Source organism: Sporosarcina sp. P1 (assembly GCF_002743155.1).
GTDB classification, from domain to species: domain Bacteria; phylum Bacillota; class Bacilli; order Bacillales_A; family Planococcaceae; genus Sporosarcina; species Sporosarcina ureae_B.
In genome coordinates this window covers 42914-56716 of sequence record NZ_PDYS01000005.1, presented here as the reverse complement: position 1 = coordinate 56716, position 13803 = coordinate 42914, and the positions used below count along the sequence as shown (strand labels likewise).

The 13803-nt window shown below is 39.7% G+C and carries 15 protein-coding genes; 3 read left to right on the top strand and 12 right to left on the bottom strand.

Annotated features, from left to right (window positions below):
- Positions 1-8 precede the first annotated feature (8 nt).
- Positions 9-509 carry a ferritin gene (locus CSV73_RS07405; protein ID WP_099627066.1) on the top strand — a complete coding sequence of 167 codons (501 nt, stop codon included), beginning with the start codon at positions 9-11 and terminating at the stop codon, positions 507-509.
- Between the two features lie 13 nt (positions 510-522).
- Here the strand turns inward: CSV73_RS07405 and CSV73_RS07400 are convergent, their stop codons facing one another.
- From CSV73_RS07400 to CSV73_RS07385, 5 genes are all read right to left on the bottom strand, one after another.
- On the bottom strand, positions 523-735 hold the full coding sequence (locus CSV73_RS07400) for a cysteine-rich CWC family protein (protein WP_099627065.1): 213 nt from the start codon (positions 733-735) through the stop codon (positions 523-525).
- Between the two features lie 12 nt (positions 736-747).
- Positions 748-897: a hypothetical protein gene (locus CSV73_RS16450; RefSeq protein WP_158232306.1), complete on the bottom strand. Its 150-nt coding sequence runs from the start codon at positions 895-897 to the stop codon at positions 748-750.
- A 16-nt stretch (positions 898-913) separates the two neighbouring features.
- Complete coding sequence (locus CSV73_RS07395) at positions 914-1912, bottom strand: YcjF family protein (RefSeq protein WP_099627064.1); 999 nt, start codon at positions 1910-1912, stop codon at positions 914-916.
- 110 nt (positions 1913-2022) lie between these two features.
- Positions 2023-2580: a DUF420 domain-containing protein gene (locus tag CSV73_RS07390; protein WP_099627063.1), complete on the bottom strand. Its 558-nt coding sequence runs from the start codon at positions 2578-2580 to the stop codon at positions 2023-2025.
- A 68-nt stretch (positions 2581-2648) separates the two neighbouring features.
- A complete protein-coding gene (locus CSV73_RS07385; protein WP_099627062.1) occupies positions 2649-3539 on the bottom strand; it encodes a LysR family transcriptional regulator in 891 nt (296 codons plus the stop codon).
- Between the two features lie 82 nt (positions 3540-3621).
- Between CSV73_RS07385 and CSV73_RS07380 the strand changes: the two genes are divergently transcribed.
- Positions 3622-4644, top strand: a complete 1023-nt coding sequence (locus CSV73_RS07380; RefSeq protein WP_199092989.1) for a DMT family transporter — start codon at positions 3622-3624, stop codon at positions 4642-4644.
- 119 nt (positions 4645-4763) lie between these two features.
- Here CSV73_RS07380 and CSV73_RS07375 read toward each other — a convergent pair whose 3' ends face one another.
- Both CSV73_RS07375 and CSV73_RS07370 read right to left on the bottom strand, forming a co-directional pair.
- The gene (locus CSV73_RS07375; RefSeq protein ID WP_099627060.1) at positions 4764-6380 is read right to left on the bottom strand and encodes a methyl-accepting chemotaxis protein; all 1617 of its coding nucleotides are present in this window, start codon (positions 6378-6380) and stop codon (positions 4764-4766) included.
- 143 nt (positions 6381-6523) lie between these two features.
- Complete coding sequence (locus tag CSV73_RS07370) at positions 6524-6739, bottom strand: hypothetical protein (RefSeq protein WP_085131365.1); 216 nt, start codon at positions 6737-6739, stop codon at positions 6524-6526.
- Positions 6740-7023: 284 nt separating this feature from the next.
- Between CSV73_RS07370 and CSV73_RS07365 the strand changes: the two genes are divergently transcribed.
- On the top strand, positions 7024-7464 hold the full coding sequence (locus CSV73_RS07365; RefSeq protein WP_085131366.1) for a hypothetical protein: 441 nt from the start codon (positions 7024-7026) through the stop codon (positions 7462-7464).
- Positions 7465-7508: 44 nt separating this feature from the next.
- Here CSV73_RS07365 and CSV73_RS07360 read toward each other — a convergent pair whose 3' ends face one another.
- The 5 genes from CSV73_RS07360 to argC all read right to left on the bottom strand — a co-directional run bounded on the left by CSV73_RS07360 (position 7509) and on the right by argC (position 13647).
- The gene (locus tag CSV73_RS07360) at positions 7509-9050 is read right to left on the bottom strand and encodes an NlpC/P60 family protein (RefSeq protein ID WP_099627059.1); all 1542 of its coding nucleotides are present in this window, start codon (positions 9048-9050) and stop codon (positions 7509-7511) included.
- Positions 9051-9474: 424 nt separating this feature from the next.
- Positions 9475-10605 carry an acetylornithine transaminase gene (locus CSV73_RS07355; protein ID WP_099627058.1) on the bottom strand — a complete coding sequence of 377 codons (1131 nt, stop codon included), beginning with the start codon at positions 10603-10605 and terminating at the stop codon, positions 9475-9477.
- Positions 10602-11381, bottom strand: a complete 780-nt coding sequence (argB, locus tag CSV73_RS07350; protein WP_085131369.1) for an acetylglutamate kinase — start codon at positions 11379-11381, stop codon at positions 10602-10604. Before argB ends, CSV73_RS07355 begins: the two co-directional genes overlap by 4 nt.
- A complete protein-coding gene (argJ, locus tag CSV73_RS07345) occupies positions 11344-12567 on the bottom strand; it encodes a bifunctional glutamate N-acetyltransferase/amino-acid acetyltransferase ArgJ (protein ID WP_099627057.1) in 1224 nt (407 codons plus the stop codon). Before argJ ends, argB begins: the two co-directional genes overlap by 38 nt.
- A 39-nt stretch (positions 12568-12606) precedes the next feature.
- A complete protein-coding gene (gene argC, locus CSV73_RS07340) occupies positions 12607-13647 on the bottom strand; it encodes an N-acetyl-gamma-glutamyl-phosphate reductase (protein ID WP_233202850.1) in 1041 nt (346 codons plus the stop codon).
- Positions 13648-13803: the final 156 nt, after the last annotated feature.

The following is a 13803-nucleotide window of genomic DNA, read 5'->3' as shown; positions in this document are numbered from 1 at the left end:
CGATCCACATGATTAGTGAAAAATTAGCACAAGCTTTAAACGTACAAATGAATAATGAATTTGCCGCAGCACAAACCTACTTATCCATGGCTTCTTACTGTGAATATCGCAATTACAGCGGATTCGCGCACTTCTTTCTACAGCAAGTAGAAGAAGAGCGGTATCACGCAATGAAAATCTATTCTTATTTAAATGATCGTGGGATTCGAGCGATTATTACAGAAACACCTGCTCCAGCTACTTCTTTTGATAACTTGGTACACACATTTGAAGTGGCATTATTACAAGAAAAAGAAGTAACAAAATCATTCTATCAAATCATGGATATGGCATGGGAAGAAAAAGAGCACGCAACGATTTCTTTCCTGAATTGGTTCCTTGACGAGCAAGTCGAAGAAGAAGCAACGTTCGATAGACATATCGAGTATTTGAAACGTATCCGTGAAGATAAGAACGCATTGTTCATTTACGAGAAAGAACTTTCCACACGTTCATTCGAAGCCGAATAAAAAAACAGGCAAGCTAGCGGTCCGCAGACCTCTTGCTTGCCTGTTCTATTTCAGTGATACGCTTCAAACATGTTTCACATACACATCGTTTATGCAGTTGGTCTGCTGGTATTTGTCGAAACACTTCTTCAATAAAAATCTTCTTGGTACACCAGCAATGTTCGTCACTCTCCATTGCATTACCGCACAGATTATCCCCTTGGCAAATCGGACATGTGTATTTCATATATTCCCCTCTCTACAATCGATGCTTGTCTAGCTCGGCTGTATTTTTCTTCTCTAATTGCTCTACCCGATCTTCCAATTCTTTATTTCGTTTCATACTTTCCATCGAATACAAACCAGCTAGTAAAGCGACCACAAATGTTGCGTAGTTAAACCACTCCATACATCCCGCCCCTTTTTTACTTTTGTTTTTTTAAAAATATCTCATATACTTTTTTCAATGTGTCTGGTGTGAGTTCCATATTATTTTCATACATGTATTTCACTGCATATCCTAGCGCAACTGTCATAGAACCTGCGACACTTGCAGCGACGACCATTCCTGCACCTGGAATTACTTTAATGATTTGACGGAAAGCTGTTTTTCCGACATTTCCTACGATCGTTGCAATAATCAATTCTTTGGCATGGTCTTTCGTAATCGGCTTGCCATATAATGTCGACAACTTCAACATGAGTCCCACTTGCAATGTTGTCAATGGTATAAAATCAGCTCCCGGAATGGGAACCGCTCCAATAGTAGCGGCTGACGCACCAGCCGCGAGAATCCATCGTTTGGCAATAGACGACTTATCCGCCATATTTGCTGCGAGTAATAGATCTTTATTTGCATCTTTTAATTGCTGTAGGATCTCTCTTTGTAAGAATTCCATTTGCTCTCCTGTCTTCGAAGAGATCGGAATAACCGGGTAAGCAAACCCAGTATGCTCCAAAACATAGTTCACTAAACTCAGAACATCATCCGCTGCATCTATTTTATTGAGCACAAGAATGATTTTCTTGTTGAGCGTGGCAATCTTATTTAATGACTTTAGTTCCGTATCTGACAACACCGTACCCGCTGCATTTAGGAAGAATAGAATCACATCTGCTTGATTATAAAATTTCAGTGTTTCATTTGAATGTTCTTGATAGATATCATCAAGACCCGGTGTATCAACAAAAAGTATATTATCTGTGTAATAAAATTTCTTAACTTCCTTCGTTTCTCCCGGTTGCGCTCCCACTTCCGCTACATCTTTTTGCATTAGACGGTTCAGTGTTGATGACTTTCCTGCATTAACGTCCCCGATCATTGCAATAAGAATTTCTTTTTTTAATTGCTCATTGATGAGATCTGATTCTTCTTTAAAAACTTTATCGAATGATTCATCTGACATAAAATTTGGAGTTTTCATTATAGCACTTCCCTCTGTTAAATTTGATTATTCAGATTACCCTATTGTAAAAAAGAGCATCAGTCATTCATCCTCTTTTGACTGATGCCCTACACTATTTATCTGATTATTTAATAATAAGGTGAAATCAAGATATACACAAGTACCCCGGTGAAACTAACATATAACCAAATAGGCATCGTCCATCGTGCAATTTTGCGGTGACGCGGGATCTCCATATTCCATGCTCTTGCTACACTTGTTAGCGCTAACGGAACGATTGCAGCAGCTAATACGATGTGTGAAAACAGGATGAAGTAATAGAATCCAGCCAAGAAACCACTACCGCCAAATGGTGTAGACTCTGATAAAAAGTGATAGGCGACATACGTCACTAAAAATAAAGCGGTTGTGCCAAATGCTGCATAGATAAAGCGTTCATGTAGTTTGATATTCTTCTTCAAGATTGCGACTAATGCACATACAAGAAAAACAAACGTGAAACTGTTAAAAATGGCATTTAATAAAGGTAAAATCGTAATATCGAATGCTGTGAAATTCTCTACGCCTGGCATACCTGCCAAGATGCCAATCGCACCGATGAGAATGACCGAGATAATGATAATCGCCGGACGGTAATTCCGTTTTTTGAAATTTGCGGGCGGTGTTGTTTGATTTGTATAATTCATCTAGTTACACTCCTAATTCTATATTGATAACTACCCTATATCGTACCATACATAACACGTTATGCAGGTCAAATTTGTGTCGACTTTTGAAATTGCTCATCTGATTTTTCTCTGAATTCATCAATAACGTTTATAAACTTAGCAATAGTCGGTGTCAAATAGGAATCCGCACGTCGTACAAAAACCGTTTTAATTTGACTGTATTTTGGTGGTAGATGATAGCAATAGACTGATCCTCGATCTAGAAGATGAGTAACAGTTGATCTCGGAACGAATGTAACACCTAATCCTGCTGCCACACTGCCAAGAATCGTCTCCAATGTTCCGAACTCCATCATTTTCGTCGGCTTAAACCGCTCATCTTCGAGCCACAACTCTAAACGTGCCCGATAGCCACACCCCTTTCTGAAACAAAGAATTGGCTCATCTTTAATATCTTCTATGGATTGAAACGGTTTACTTGAAAGTAACACGAGTTCTTCTTCGAGCACATCATGTACAGCTAGGTCGGGATGCGCCGTTCCTTCCGATATAAAAGCTCCGTCGAGTTGATGGTTTAGAACCTTAAACTGCAATCCTTCAGTTACACCTGTCAATAGTGAAATATCGACTTGCTTATATTTATTATTATATCTCGATAGAATAATCGGTAATTTGATGACGGTTTCTACCGACCCTAGCTCAAGCTTTCCTGAAGGCTCTTTGTCATTCTGCACGACTTTTCTCATTTCATTGGTTAGTGATAATATCTTCTCGCTGTAAATCAGAAGTCGTTTCCCCTCTGGTGTCAAGATCATTCCTCGGTTATGTCGGTTAAATAATGGAGTCTTTAACTCCGCTTCGAGCTTTTGTATTCGGGACGTAATATTTGACTGTACATAGCGTAATTCTTTAGCAGCCGCTGTGATAGTTCCTTTCTCTGCGACCATCTGAAATATCTCCAAGTCTTTAAATTCCATAGTTACCCTCCTAGTCAAATTCTCTTACTTACATGATATCAATAAAATTGATAGTAGTCATCATTATTATTCGTTTTACGTGATGTCTAATCTAGTGTTTACTAGAGATAGTACTTCTAGGAGGTTAGGTCCGTTGAAAAACAAGATTATCTGGGGAGCGTTTCTGTGCTTTATAGCTAGTGTTTCATGGGGGGCGATGTTCCCAGTTGCCAATAGTGCATTCAAAAATATCGACCCATTTTATTTCACATTAATTCGTTATGTCTCAGTTACACTTCTGCTTGTCGCAATATTATGGTTTAAAGAAGGCTCGCAAGCTTTTCGCTTTGAAAAAAAGGGTTTATCTCTTTGGTTCTTCGGTACGATGGCATTTGTTGTTTATAACCTCCTTATTTTCTGGGGACAAGATCTAATGGGACAACCCGGGACTATGGTAGCGTCTATTTCAGAAGCCATGATGCCAATGATTTCTATTGTCATTGTATGGATGATTAGTAGACATAAACCACATGGTTTCACGCTCACTTGTGTGTTTACTGCATTTGTCGGTGTCATGCTTGTGATCACAAAAGGTGATTTACGTACGTTCTTGACAGCAACAGATGACATTGTCCCTTCATTACTAATCTTCATTGCAGTAATCGGCTGGGTGATTTATACGATGGGTGGAAATCGATTTAGTGAATGGTCAGCATTACGTTATTCTACGTTGAGCTGTTTACTTGGCACATTAACTGCTTGTATAGTGGTATTTTTCGTAACATGGACAGGTTATATTTCTGTCCCCACTATGGAAACATTGCAAGTGGTAACACCACATATGTTGTTTATGATTATTTTTCCAGGTGTGATTGCATTAGTAGGTTGGAATGTTGGCGTACGAATTTTGTCTCCATTGAACGGTTTATTGTTTATTAATTTTGTGCCGGTGACCACATTAGTGATTTCATATATACAAGGATATCAATTAACGATTTTCGATTACATTGGTACGGTATTTATTATTGCAGCGCTGTTAGGAAATAATATATTTCTCCGTATACAACAGAAGCGCAAAGATGAAGCGCGTCAATATAAAAAACATACTATACAGCCTAGTGTTTAATTCAAAGTTAGAGATCCACTATAATTAAATGAACAAAAAAACAAAGACATATTCCAAATTCTTGGATTGTGTCTTTGTTTTTAAATGGCTGATTTTCCATTTGCACTATAGATGAAAGATTAAAATGTGAAGCGGTGGACGATACGACTTAGCGCTGTTGCTTCGTCTGTTAGTTTGCTGGCATCACTTGCCAACTGCTGGATCCCCTCTACTTGTTCATCCATACCAGCTACTGTTTGGATGACACTATCTGTAAATTGTTCAGATATCATAGTAATTTGCTCGATAATTTTTTCGATTTGCTCACCGTCTTTAATTAATTCTTCCGCGTGAAGGCTATTGCTTGTGACAGCTGATTTTGTATCAATCACAGCGTCATTCATATAGAGAATGGATTGTCCGGCTATTTTGACGATTTCCACGCCTTCTTCAATAGTATCCGCATTCGATTCTACATGTTGTACGGCAATTTTCACTTCGTTATTTGTTTGTTCTAGTGTTCGCACAACATCATTTGCGAATGCATTCGTTTCTTCTGCCAGTTTACGAACTTCGTTTGCTACGACTGAGAATCCGTTCCCCGCTTCTCCTGCCCGCGCCGCTTCAATAGAGGCATTGAGTGCTAACAAGTTCGTTTGTTCAGCGATTTTTGTAATGAGAGAAACTTTTTGTATGACTTGGTTGATATCCTCTGCGACCTGCATAATTTTTTGTGAAGACATGTGAACTGCTTCATTGATCTGCCGCATCTTTTCTTCTGTTTCTTCAATTGCCTGACTACCTTGTGTTGCAGCAGTCAACGCATGTTCAGATTTGGAAAGTGTTTGTTGTATGCGTAATTCCATTTCTCGAATTCCCGCCATCATCGTCTGGACCATAGCGTTGGCAGATTGTAATGAAGATAATTGTTGCTCTGTTCCACTTTGGAAGTTTTGCATAGTTTCGCCATATGAAGTGAAGACATGTGATAATCGACCCGCTTCGGAAGCCTGCACTTCACTAATTCGATCCACGATTTCAGAGGAGCGATCGAGTTCTGTGACGATATTCTTTGTACCGATAACGATTTTATTAATTTCGAAACCAATTTGATTAAACTCAGATCTGGATCTTTCGGTTACTTCGGCTGTTAGATCACCAGATGAAATTTTCCTCGTGACTTTACGCCAAGACCGTACACCTTTCATGACTATGTTATAGAGACCAGTTGTGAAAATGCCTGAAAGAAGTAAAGACATACTAACGAATGCTACGCTCTGTTGGATAGGTAAATCAAATATATATGCAAGTACTCCCATCGCCAAAGCTGGCAATACAACAGATAAAGTCGCTCCATAAAGAATGTATTTCTGATGATTTATTCGACCTAATCGCAACGTGAATTGCTTGCTTCCAACTTGAATGATTGGCATGGATGCATCAATAAGTCGCTCACCGGATTTTCTTTCATACACTTGCAGTAACGGCTTGGTTGTATTAGCAGCACGCAAGCCAATGGCATCGGAAAATACTGTGCCTTCCCATAACCGATTAGTATGGATATAGCTCCGACCCATTTCATCCACAATGACAAAGTATTCATCCTCTTCAAGCTGTTCGTCTAATATTTGATGAAGAACTTGATAATTCAAAGTAAATGATTGTTCATTTTCTATTAATGGCTGAATGCGCTTTGTAACCCGTTCTACTTTTCTAAGAGCATTCCGTGCAGAAGATGTTCTCAAAAGCTTTTCCAATAATTTCACCTCTTTAGGTTCTTTTATACTATACAATTAATATACCATGAAATGTGAGAAAGGTAACAATATTTTCCGCTGAACATTCATCAATCAGAACACTCAGGAATTCAAACTATCGGACATTTAGCTAACGGTAAAACTTACTTACTGATACTGCCAATTGCTACCGCTTTACCGTTTCCTACTGCCAACGCTATATATCGAACTTCTTTATCATTTAATTCTGCGATAATTTCCATGGAAGGCTTGCCGATACGCACTTTCGCAAAGTATTTCACAGCTTTACCTTGCAACATATTATTACTTTTTTTAATCGTTCGTAGACCCACTTCCTGTAGTGTTTGTTGAACATTCAATAATACTATTTCCTCATCAGATAACTTCGCTCATTTAACGCATGATCTATTACTTTGCATCCCGTATTTGATCCATCTACAGGCACGATATTCTTCATAATTGTTCCTCCTGTATTGTTCATAAAGTGCTTGAAAATTCTATGTGGACATCCTACTTTACTCATTCAATTTTTACAGTAGAATCCCTCTTTATCCTGATTATTAAAGTCGAGTCAATTGATTTATCTTTAATTAGCTTTTACACTTTCAACACATTAAATAAAAATAAACAGGGAGGAATCTGTATGAAAAAATCGTGGCTTTTACCTGCACTCGCTGTATTTTTGGTTGCATGTAGTACTGATGAGGAAACAAAACCTGTAGCAAATGAGGACAACCCGGTTGATTTAATAGAGCCTGAGGAGGAACTAGCAGAACCTGAAGTTAATGAATCTGCTGGCACTGAAACACCCTCAGAAGATGTGCCTAGTGAAGAATCGAATGCTTCGTACAAACCTTCTAATTCCAACTTGTTAGGACATGAAGAAGCCGAGGTATTGGCAGAGCATATTCCGATGGACGAGTTAACAGCTCAAGTGAAAGTGGATAATCAAAATAAACGCATCATTCTTTTTGAAAATGAAAGCGGACAAAAAGTATACAAGAGTATTTTCATCAAAGACAATCTCCATTTAAAAGTTATTGATTTAAATAGTGATAATGTATTGTATGAAGGAAATTTGTAAAACAGATGAAAAAGCGCACAGACATCATTGTCTGTGCGCTTTTTTCATTTTACATATCTTCTAGCTGAAACATATTCTGATTTATACGGTTCCGCAGTCATCGGGATGATCTCTACAGTACGTTTAGGATTAGGTGCGTGAATCATTTGACCGTTCCCTGCGTACATCGCTACATGATGTATAGTTCCTTTACCTTTATTATAGGCAAAGAACAGTAAGTCACCCGGTTGTAAATCTTTCTTCTGTATCAATATTCCATTTAGTGCTTGCACGGATGCATCACGTGGTATATCAATACCATGCTGACGATAGACAGAGTAAGTGAATCCAGAGCAATCCAAGCCAAATCCTGAAGTTCCTGCCCATAGATACGTTAATCCATTAAATAGCTTGGCTGTTTCCATGATTTGCTGTGTGGTAGGCTTTGGCATGACTCCATCCGCCCCTACTATCTTCACTGCACTTCTATCAACGTACTTCACCCCGTCAGCAGGTGTCTGGACAGCAAGTTTATTATCCATGATATCAATAATAGGCAATATCGTGTTGAAGCTGATGGAACGAAAAGGTTGCTTGCCATTTTCATCAATTGTAAGTGCGGCTGATTTCGTCGTTACCATGGCTGTGTCGCATGTTGCATAGTTAGGATATACTGTCGTTAAATGATTTTTCAGCATCCATCCCGGGTAACCTGCTGCGTTTTTAGGAGAGCTTTGATCTATTACTGCCACTTGAACCCAGTCACCTTTTGTCTGCAGGACTTTTACTGTTTGACCATATAGTGCTTGAGTTTCTAATTTACCTACTAACCATTGTTTTTCACGCAAACTCATCGCAGCAACCCACTTCGTAATATCAGGCAATTTGTTTGTGGCATAAGCATCCACTGTTCGCGATTTCCCTGGCTCTTTCCAAAGTGTTGTAACAGGAACATTGACAGTTTGCACTGGTGTGTTATTCGGCTTATAACAAGCAGATTGCTCTCTAAAGTCAGGCTCAAGAATTCGTGCAAGAAATACTGCAAAGTGTCCACGTGTTAATGTTTGATTGGGCTTAAATGTGTTATCTAAATAGCCTGTTGTAATGGCATTTACAGATAACTTTTGTATGTCAGATAAACCCCAGTACGTTGCAGGCACGTCACGGAATCGATACGTGGATTTGCCTGTCAGATCGAATGCGCGAACGAATACCGCTGCCATTTGCCCACGTTTCAAATTGCCATACGGTTGAAATTCATTTTTCTCGTTCCCCATAAAAATACCTTCATCGACCATGGTGGCGATGAGTGCGTAATGCGGATGGGACAGCTTTACGTCTGACAGATTTGCATCAGGTCTATTATCTACCGAGATTTTCAGTGCGCGTTGGATCATTCCTGAAGCTTCGAGGCGTGTGATCGGTTCGTTTACACGGTATTTGGCAGTTGGTTTTTCTATGATAATATCTTTTTCAACTAGATATCGTATTTCATCAGCGGCTGAGTGCTGAGGAAGTACGTCTTGGAAGACGGCGGCAAGTGAGTTAGTCGGTATTGCAAATAGGACTAGCATCGTCGTTAGCACTAATGCACATATCTGTTTCAAGTTTAGGACACTTCCATTCTCTTAGGTTGTTTTGCCTTAACTATACCTGAGCATTAATTCTTTGTATAGAAAGAATTCAAAAAAAGGCGATAGCTTTCTTTTAAAAAACTGTAAGAATAAGTGTAATGAAGAAGTGTAGCCGGTAAGGGATTGTGAGTTACCATTCCAAGATGACGCTTTCCCAAGAGTGTGGCTTGTCCTTCTCGTCCGCTCTGTTCTACACTCCCTACGAAGCGTGTGGTTATTACGGTTTGTCGTTCATTGAATGTTGGATGGTAATTAATTTAGTACTTGAGTTTACACCCGACCTAAACTCGAACTTAAACCTATGTAAAAAAGAGATCTCCCTTGAAGTTTTTAGACTTCAGGGAGATCTTTTGTTAATTGAATAGCAGTTCGCAGACTACTTTAATTCATATTGTTATTACGTTAATATTTTCTTTAAAATCGCTACCGCTTGGTCGATTTCTTCTTTTGAAACTGTCAGTGGTGGTAACAGACGGATGACATTCGTTCCAGCAGGTACTAGGAGCAAGCCTTGTTTTTCGGCCTCTTGGATGTATGAACCAACCTCATTATTTGAATGAATTCCAACTAGTAATCCATTACCGCGAATTGAATATTTATCTTTAGGTAATTCTAATTGGAGTTGTTGCTTCAGATACGTAGACTTTTCTTGTACATCCTTTAAGAAAGCAGGATCAAACACATGATCAACTACTGTTTGGGCAACTGAGACCGCTAATGGATTTCCGCCAAATGTTGTACCGTGTGTGCCGGGTCCGAATGTATTGAACAACTCTTCGCTAGCTAGCAATGCTCCAATCGGGAACCCGCCACCAAGACCTTTAGCAAGTGATACGATATTTGGTTTTAGTGCAGTCTGCTCGTAGGCATAGCGAGTTCCTGTACGTCCAATGCCTGTCTGAACTTCGTCGATAATGAGAAGAATATTGTGTTCATTACATGCAGCCATAACCGCTTCAGCGAAAGCGGGTTCAATGGAGTTGACTCCACCTTCCGCCTGGATGACTTCTAACATGATGGCAGCGACATGATCGTTCGTCGCCTGTTTCAAAGCCTCAACATCATTAAATGGCAAGGCTTCAAAACTTTCTAGCATCGGACCGAACCCTTTTTGGATTTTATCCTGACCCGTAGCGGCCATTGCGCCAAAGGTCCGCCCGTGAAATGACTGTTTGAACGATAAGATATGATGTTTTCCTGTATGTTTACGTGCTAGTTTAATTGCAGCTTCATTCGCTTCGGCTCCACTGTTACAAAATAACGCATACGACAAATCCGTATTTCTTGTCAATGATTCAGCAAGTTTTTCTTGTTCTGGACTTTCGAATAAATTTGAAATATGCCATAGCTTTTCGCTTTGTTCTTGTAATGCTTTAACGATCGCGGGATGAGCATGTCCTAAACTGACGACTGCGATACCGCTAGTAAAGTCTAAGTAGTCCTTCCCTTTATCGTCTGTCACTACGGTACCTTGGCCTTTAACGAGATGCACCGCACGTCTTGCATAGTTATTGAATAAATACGTCACACAATTGCCTCCTCATTGGTAATGACCGTTCCTTTTAGTTTTTGACAGACAATCTGTACAGAGGGAATCCCCGCTTCTAGACAATCGATGGCCGCCATTACTTTCGGAATCATTCCTCCGTAGATATCATCTGTTTTAATCCAGCTATAAATAGCTTGGGGTCCTGCTTCCGCTTGGGGCTGATCTTGAATCCTGATTCCAGATGTATCTGTCACTAATAATAAACTTTCTGCCTTCACAGCTAATGCAATTCGACTCGCGACTGTATCCGCATTAACGTTCAATGGTTCTCCAGATGCGGTTGCACCAATACAAGAAATAACAGGAATAATTCCGGCATCTAGTAGCGCATCCAGGACTTCTGTTTTAACTGTTTTTATTTCTCCCACATAACCATACGTTTCAAAGTCAAGTACATCACATGTAAATAAGTTCGCATCGAATCCACTTAATCCAATCGCCTTGATTCCTTCATGATTAAAGCGATGTACGAGCGTTGGATTTACTTGACCAATCATGATCGACTGGATGATACCAATTGCTTCAGCAGACGTAACACGGAATCCTTTAACTACAGTCGAAGTGACGTCTTGATTTTCAAGCTCTTGATTAATATTCGGGCCTCCGCCATGAACAATAATTACTTGAACACCATCTTGCTGTAACTTTTTCACACCTTGAAAAAAATTGTCACCTAACTCGTCTAGCATACTGCCCCCTAGTTTAATAACCTGTCGTTTACGTGCGGTATGTTGCGTTGATTTGGACGTAGTCATAAGTAAGATCGCACCCCCATGCCATTCCTTGACCAGCTCCCTGGTTTAATTCTATTGCGAATTTCACTTCATGTTGTTTTAGGTAGATCAACAGTTTTTCTTCTGAAAACGGAATGGGTTCCCCGCCTTCTACTACTACTGTGTCGCCGATATAGATTTTGATATCTTCAGGATCTATTGTGGCGCCGCTATATCCGACTGCCGCAATAATTCTCCCCCAATTGGCGTCACAGCCAAATACTGCCGTCTTGACAAGTGGTGAGCCGACAACAGATTTCGCAATTTGACGCGCTTGTTCATCCGAAACTGCACCTGTAACTTTCGCTTCGATTAATTTAGTAGCACCTTCTCCGTCTTTAGCAATCATTTTTGCCAAATCACGTGACACAGCATGCAATGCATCGACGAAAGATTGCCATTCGGGATGATCTGGAGTTAATGAATGGTTACCCGCAAGTCCGTTTGCCATAACGAGTACCATATCATTCGTTGATGTATCTCCATCTACCGTAATGGAGTTGAATGTTACATCCGTAATTTCTTTTAGTGCGGTTTGTAAATGTGCAGACTCGATATTGGCATCGGTTGTAATGAAGCCCAGCATCGTCGCCATATTCGGTTCAATCATTCCGGAACCTTTTGCAACACCCGCTACTACTATTTCACGATCATCAATCACCGTTGCATATGCAGTATTTTTCGTTACGGTATCTGTTGTTAAAATTGCTTGGGAAAATTGAATGGATCCCTCCAATGTGTCTATCGGTTGTAACTTTTCAATACCCGATAGTAAAGGTCCCATATTCATTTGTTCGCCGATCACACCTGTTGAGGCAATTCCAACAAGATTGGAATCGATTCCTAAGTGCTCTGCAGTTTTTTGCTGCATAGTCATTGCATCTTGCATGCCTTGCTTTCCTGTACATGCATTTGCGTTACCAGAGTTAATGACGATCGCCTGCATTTTTTGCGTTTCATAAACTACTTTTTTTGTGACTTGAAGTGGAGCTGCTTGGATTACATTCGTTGTGAAGACACCCGCAACACTCGCTGGCACTTCGCTAACTAATAGAGCCAAATCATTTTTCTTATGTTTTAGCCCACAGTGAATGCCGACTGCCTTGAACCCTTTTGGTGAGATAATATTTTTACGCGAGATGCGCTTCATACTTTCGATAGTTTCCATAGTAGTGCTCCCCTCAATTCTTGTGTTCCAATTAATAGTTTAAATCCATAATGGAATGATATCGATTCCCGTTTTTTCATTTAGACCATATTGGATATTCATATTTTGTATAGCTTGTCCTGCGGCACCTTTCACCACATTATCAATGACTGCTATAATCGTTGCTTGATTTGTTCGTGGATCTACTTTGACATGTATATCGCAATAATTAGAGCCATATACCTGTTTTGTACTGATTCTTTGCACATCTGTCAAAATCCGAACAAACGGACTGTCTTTATATGTTTCTTGCAAGCAATTTATCAGCTGTTCTTGCGTTACTTGTCCATTTACTTTCGCATAGCTCGTCGTCATGATACCTCTTGTCATGGGAACCAGATGCGTAGTGAACGTAATGGGTTCAGGCTGATCAGCAAATGCATTCATTGCTTGTTCAATTTCTGGTATATGCTGATGCTGATGAATCTTATATATAGAGAAATTTTCATTCGTTTCACTGAAATGAGTCGCCTGGCTCGGCTTATTGCCTGCACCAGATACACCACTTTTTGCATCGATAATTAATCGGCTACCGTCAATCAGTTTATTTTTCAATAACGGAAGTAAAGATAGTAGAACTGCTGTCGGGTAACACCCTGGATTCGCAATGATTTCCGCATCAGCAATATGCTGCTTATTCCATTCAGGGAGTCCATATACACTTTTCTCCAAGTGTTCAAGTGGCGGTGCATCTTTTTGATACCACTGTTCAAAAGTTGCTTGATCTTTCAGTCTAAAATCTCCCGAGAGGTCAATTAATTTAGCACCTGCGCCTACTAATGAAGGTAGTAATTTAGTGGTAACGCCAGCCGGTGTACTGAAAAACACTGTATCCAACTTGCTAATATGTTCAGGTTCTATAGCCTTCATCGGCTGATCGTGAATATTCACGAGATGTGGATACTTTTGGGAAAAGACCGCCCCCACTTCTGAGGAAGTGTATAAATCAATCTGTTCAATTTCCGGATGGTTTTGTAGTAACCGTATCAATTCTAGGCCACCATATCCAGACGCTCCTATGATTCCAACCTTCAACGCCATCACCTCTTTATTCATTAAACACAAGTATACGTATGTATAATTATAAAGTCAACTGTATTTTTATTTATTAACAGTCAATTTATAAATTCTCTTTCTGTTCTTATTAAAAAGGGCTTATAGAAATGCTATAACTTCCCCTTCACTATATGTTATTAT

What these genes read in the sequence shown, in the direction of transcription:
- CSV73_RS07400 (WP_099627065.1), bottom strand. Translation starts at nt 735, where the DNA reads ATGAAATACACATGTCCGATTTGCCAAGGGGATAATCTGTGCGGTAAT.
- argB (WP_085131369.1), bottom strand. Translation starts at nt 11,381, where the DNA reads ATGACTACGTCCAAATCAACGCAACATACCGCACGTAAACGACAGGTT.
- CSV73_RS16450 (WP_158232306.1), bottom strand. Translation starts at nt 897, where the DNA reads ATGGAGTGGTTTAACTACGCAACATTTGTGGTCGCTTTACTAGCTGGT.
- argC (WP_233202850.1), bottom strand. Translation starts at nt 13,647, where the DNA reads ATGGCGTTGAAGGTTGGAATCATAGGAGCGTCTGGATATGGTGGCCTA.
- CSV73_RS07395 (WP_099627064.1), bottom strand. Translation starts at nt 1,912, where the DNA reads ATGAAAACTCCAAATTTTATGTCAGATGAATCATTCGATAAAGTTTTT.
- CSV73_RS07405 (WP_099627066.1), top strand. Translation starts at nt 9, where the DNA reads ATGATTAGTGAAAAATTAGCACAAGCTTTAAACGTACAAATGAATAAT.
- CSV73_RS07390 (WP_099627063.1), bottom strand. Translation starts at nt 2,580, where the DNA reads ATGAATTATACAAATCAAACAACACCGCCCGCAAATTTCAAAAAACGG.
- CSV73_RS07385 (WP_099627062.1), bottom strand. Translation starts at nt 3,539, where the DNA reads ATGGAATTTAAAGACTTGGAGATATTTCAGATGGTCGCAGAGAAAGGA.
- CSV73_RS07380 (WP_199092989.1), top strand. Translation starts at nt 3,622, where the DNA reads ATGTCTAATCTAGTGTTTACTAGAGATAGTACTTCTAGGAGGTTAGGT.
- argJ (WP_099627057.1), bottom strand. Translation starts at nt 12,567, where the DNA reads ATGGAAACTATCGAAAGTATGAAGCGCATCTCGCGTAAAAATATTATC.
- CSV73_RS07365 (WP_085131366.1), top strand. Translation starts at nt 7,024, where the DNA reads ATGAAAAAATCGTGGCTTTTACCTGCACTCGCTGTATTTTTGGTTGCA.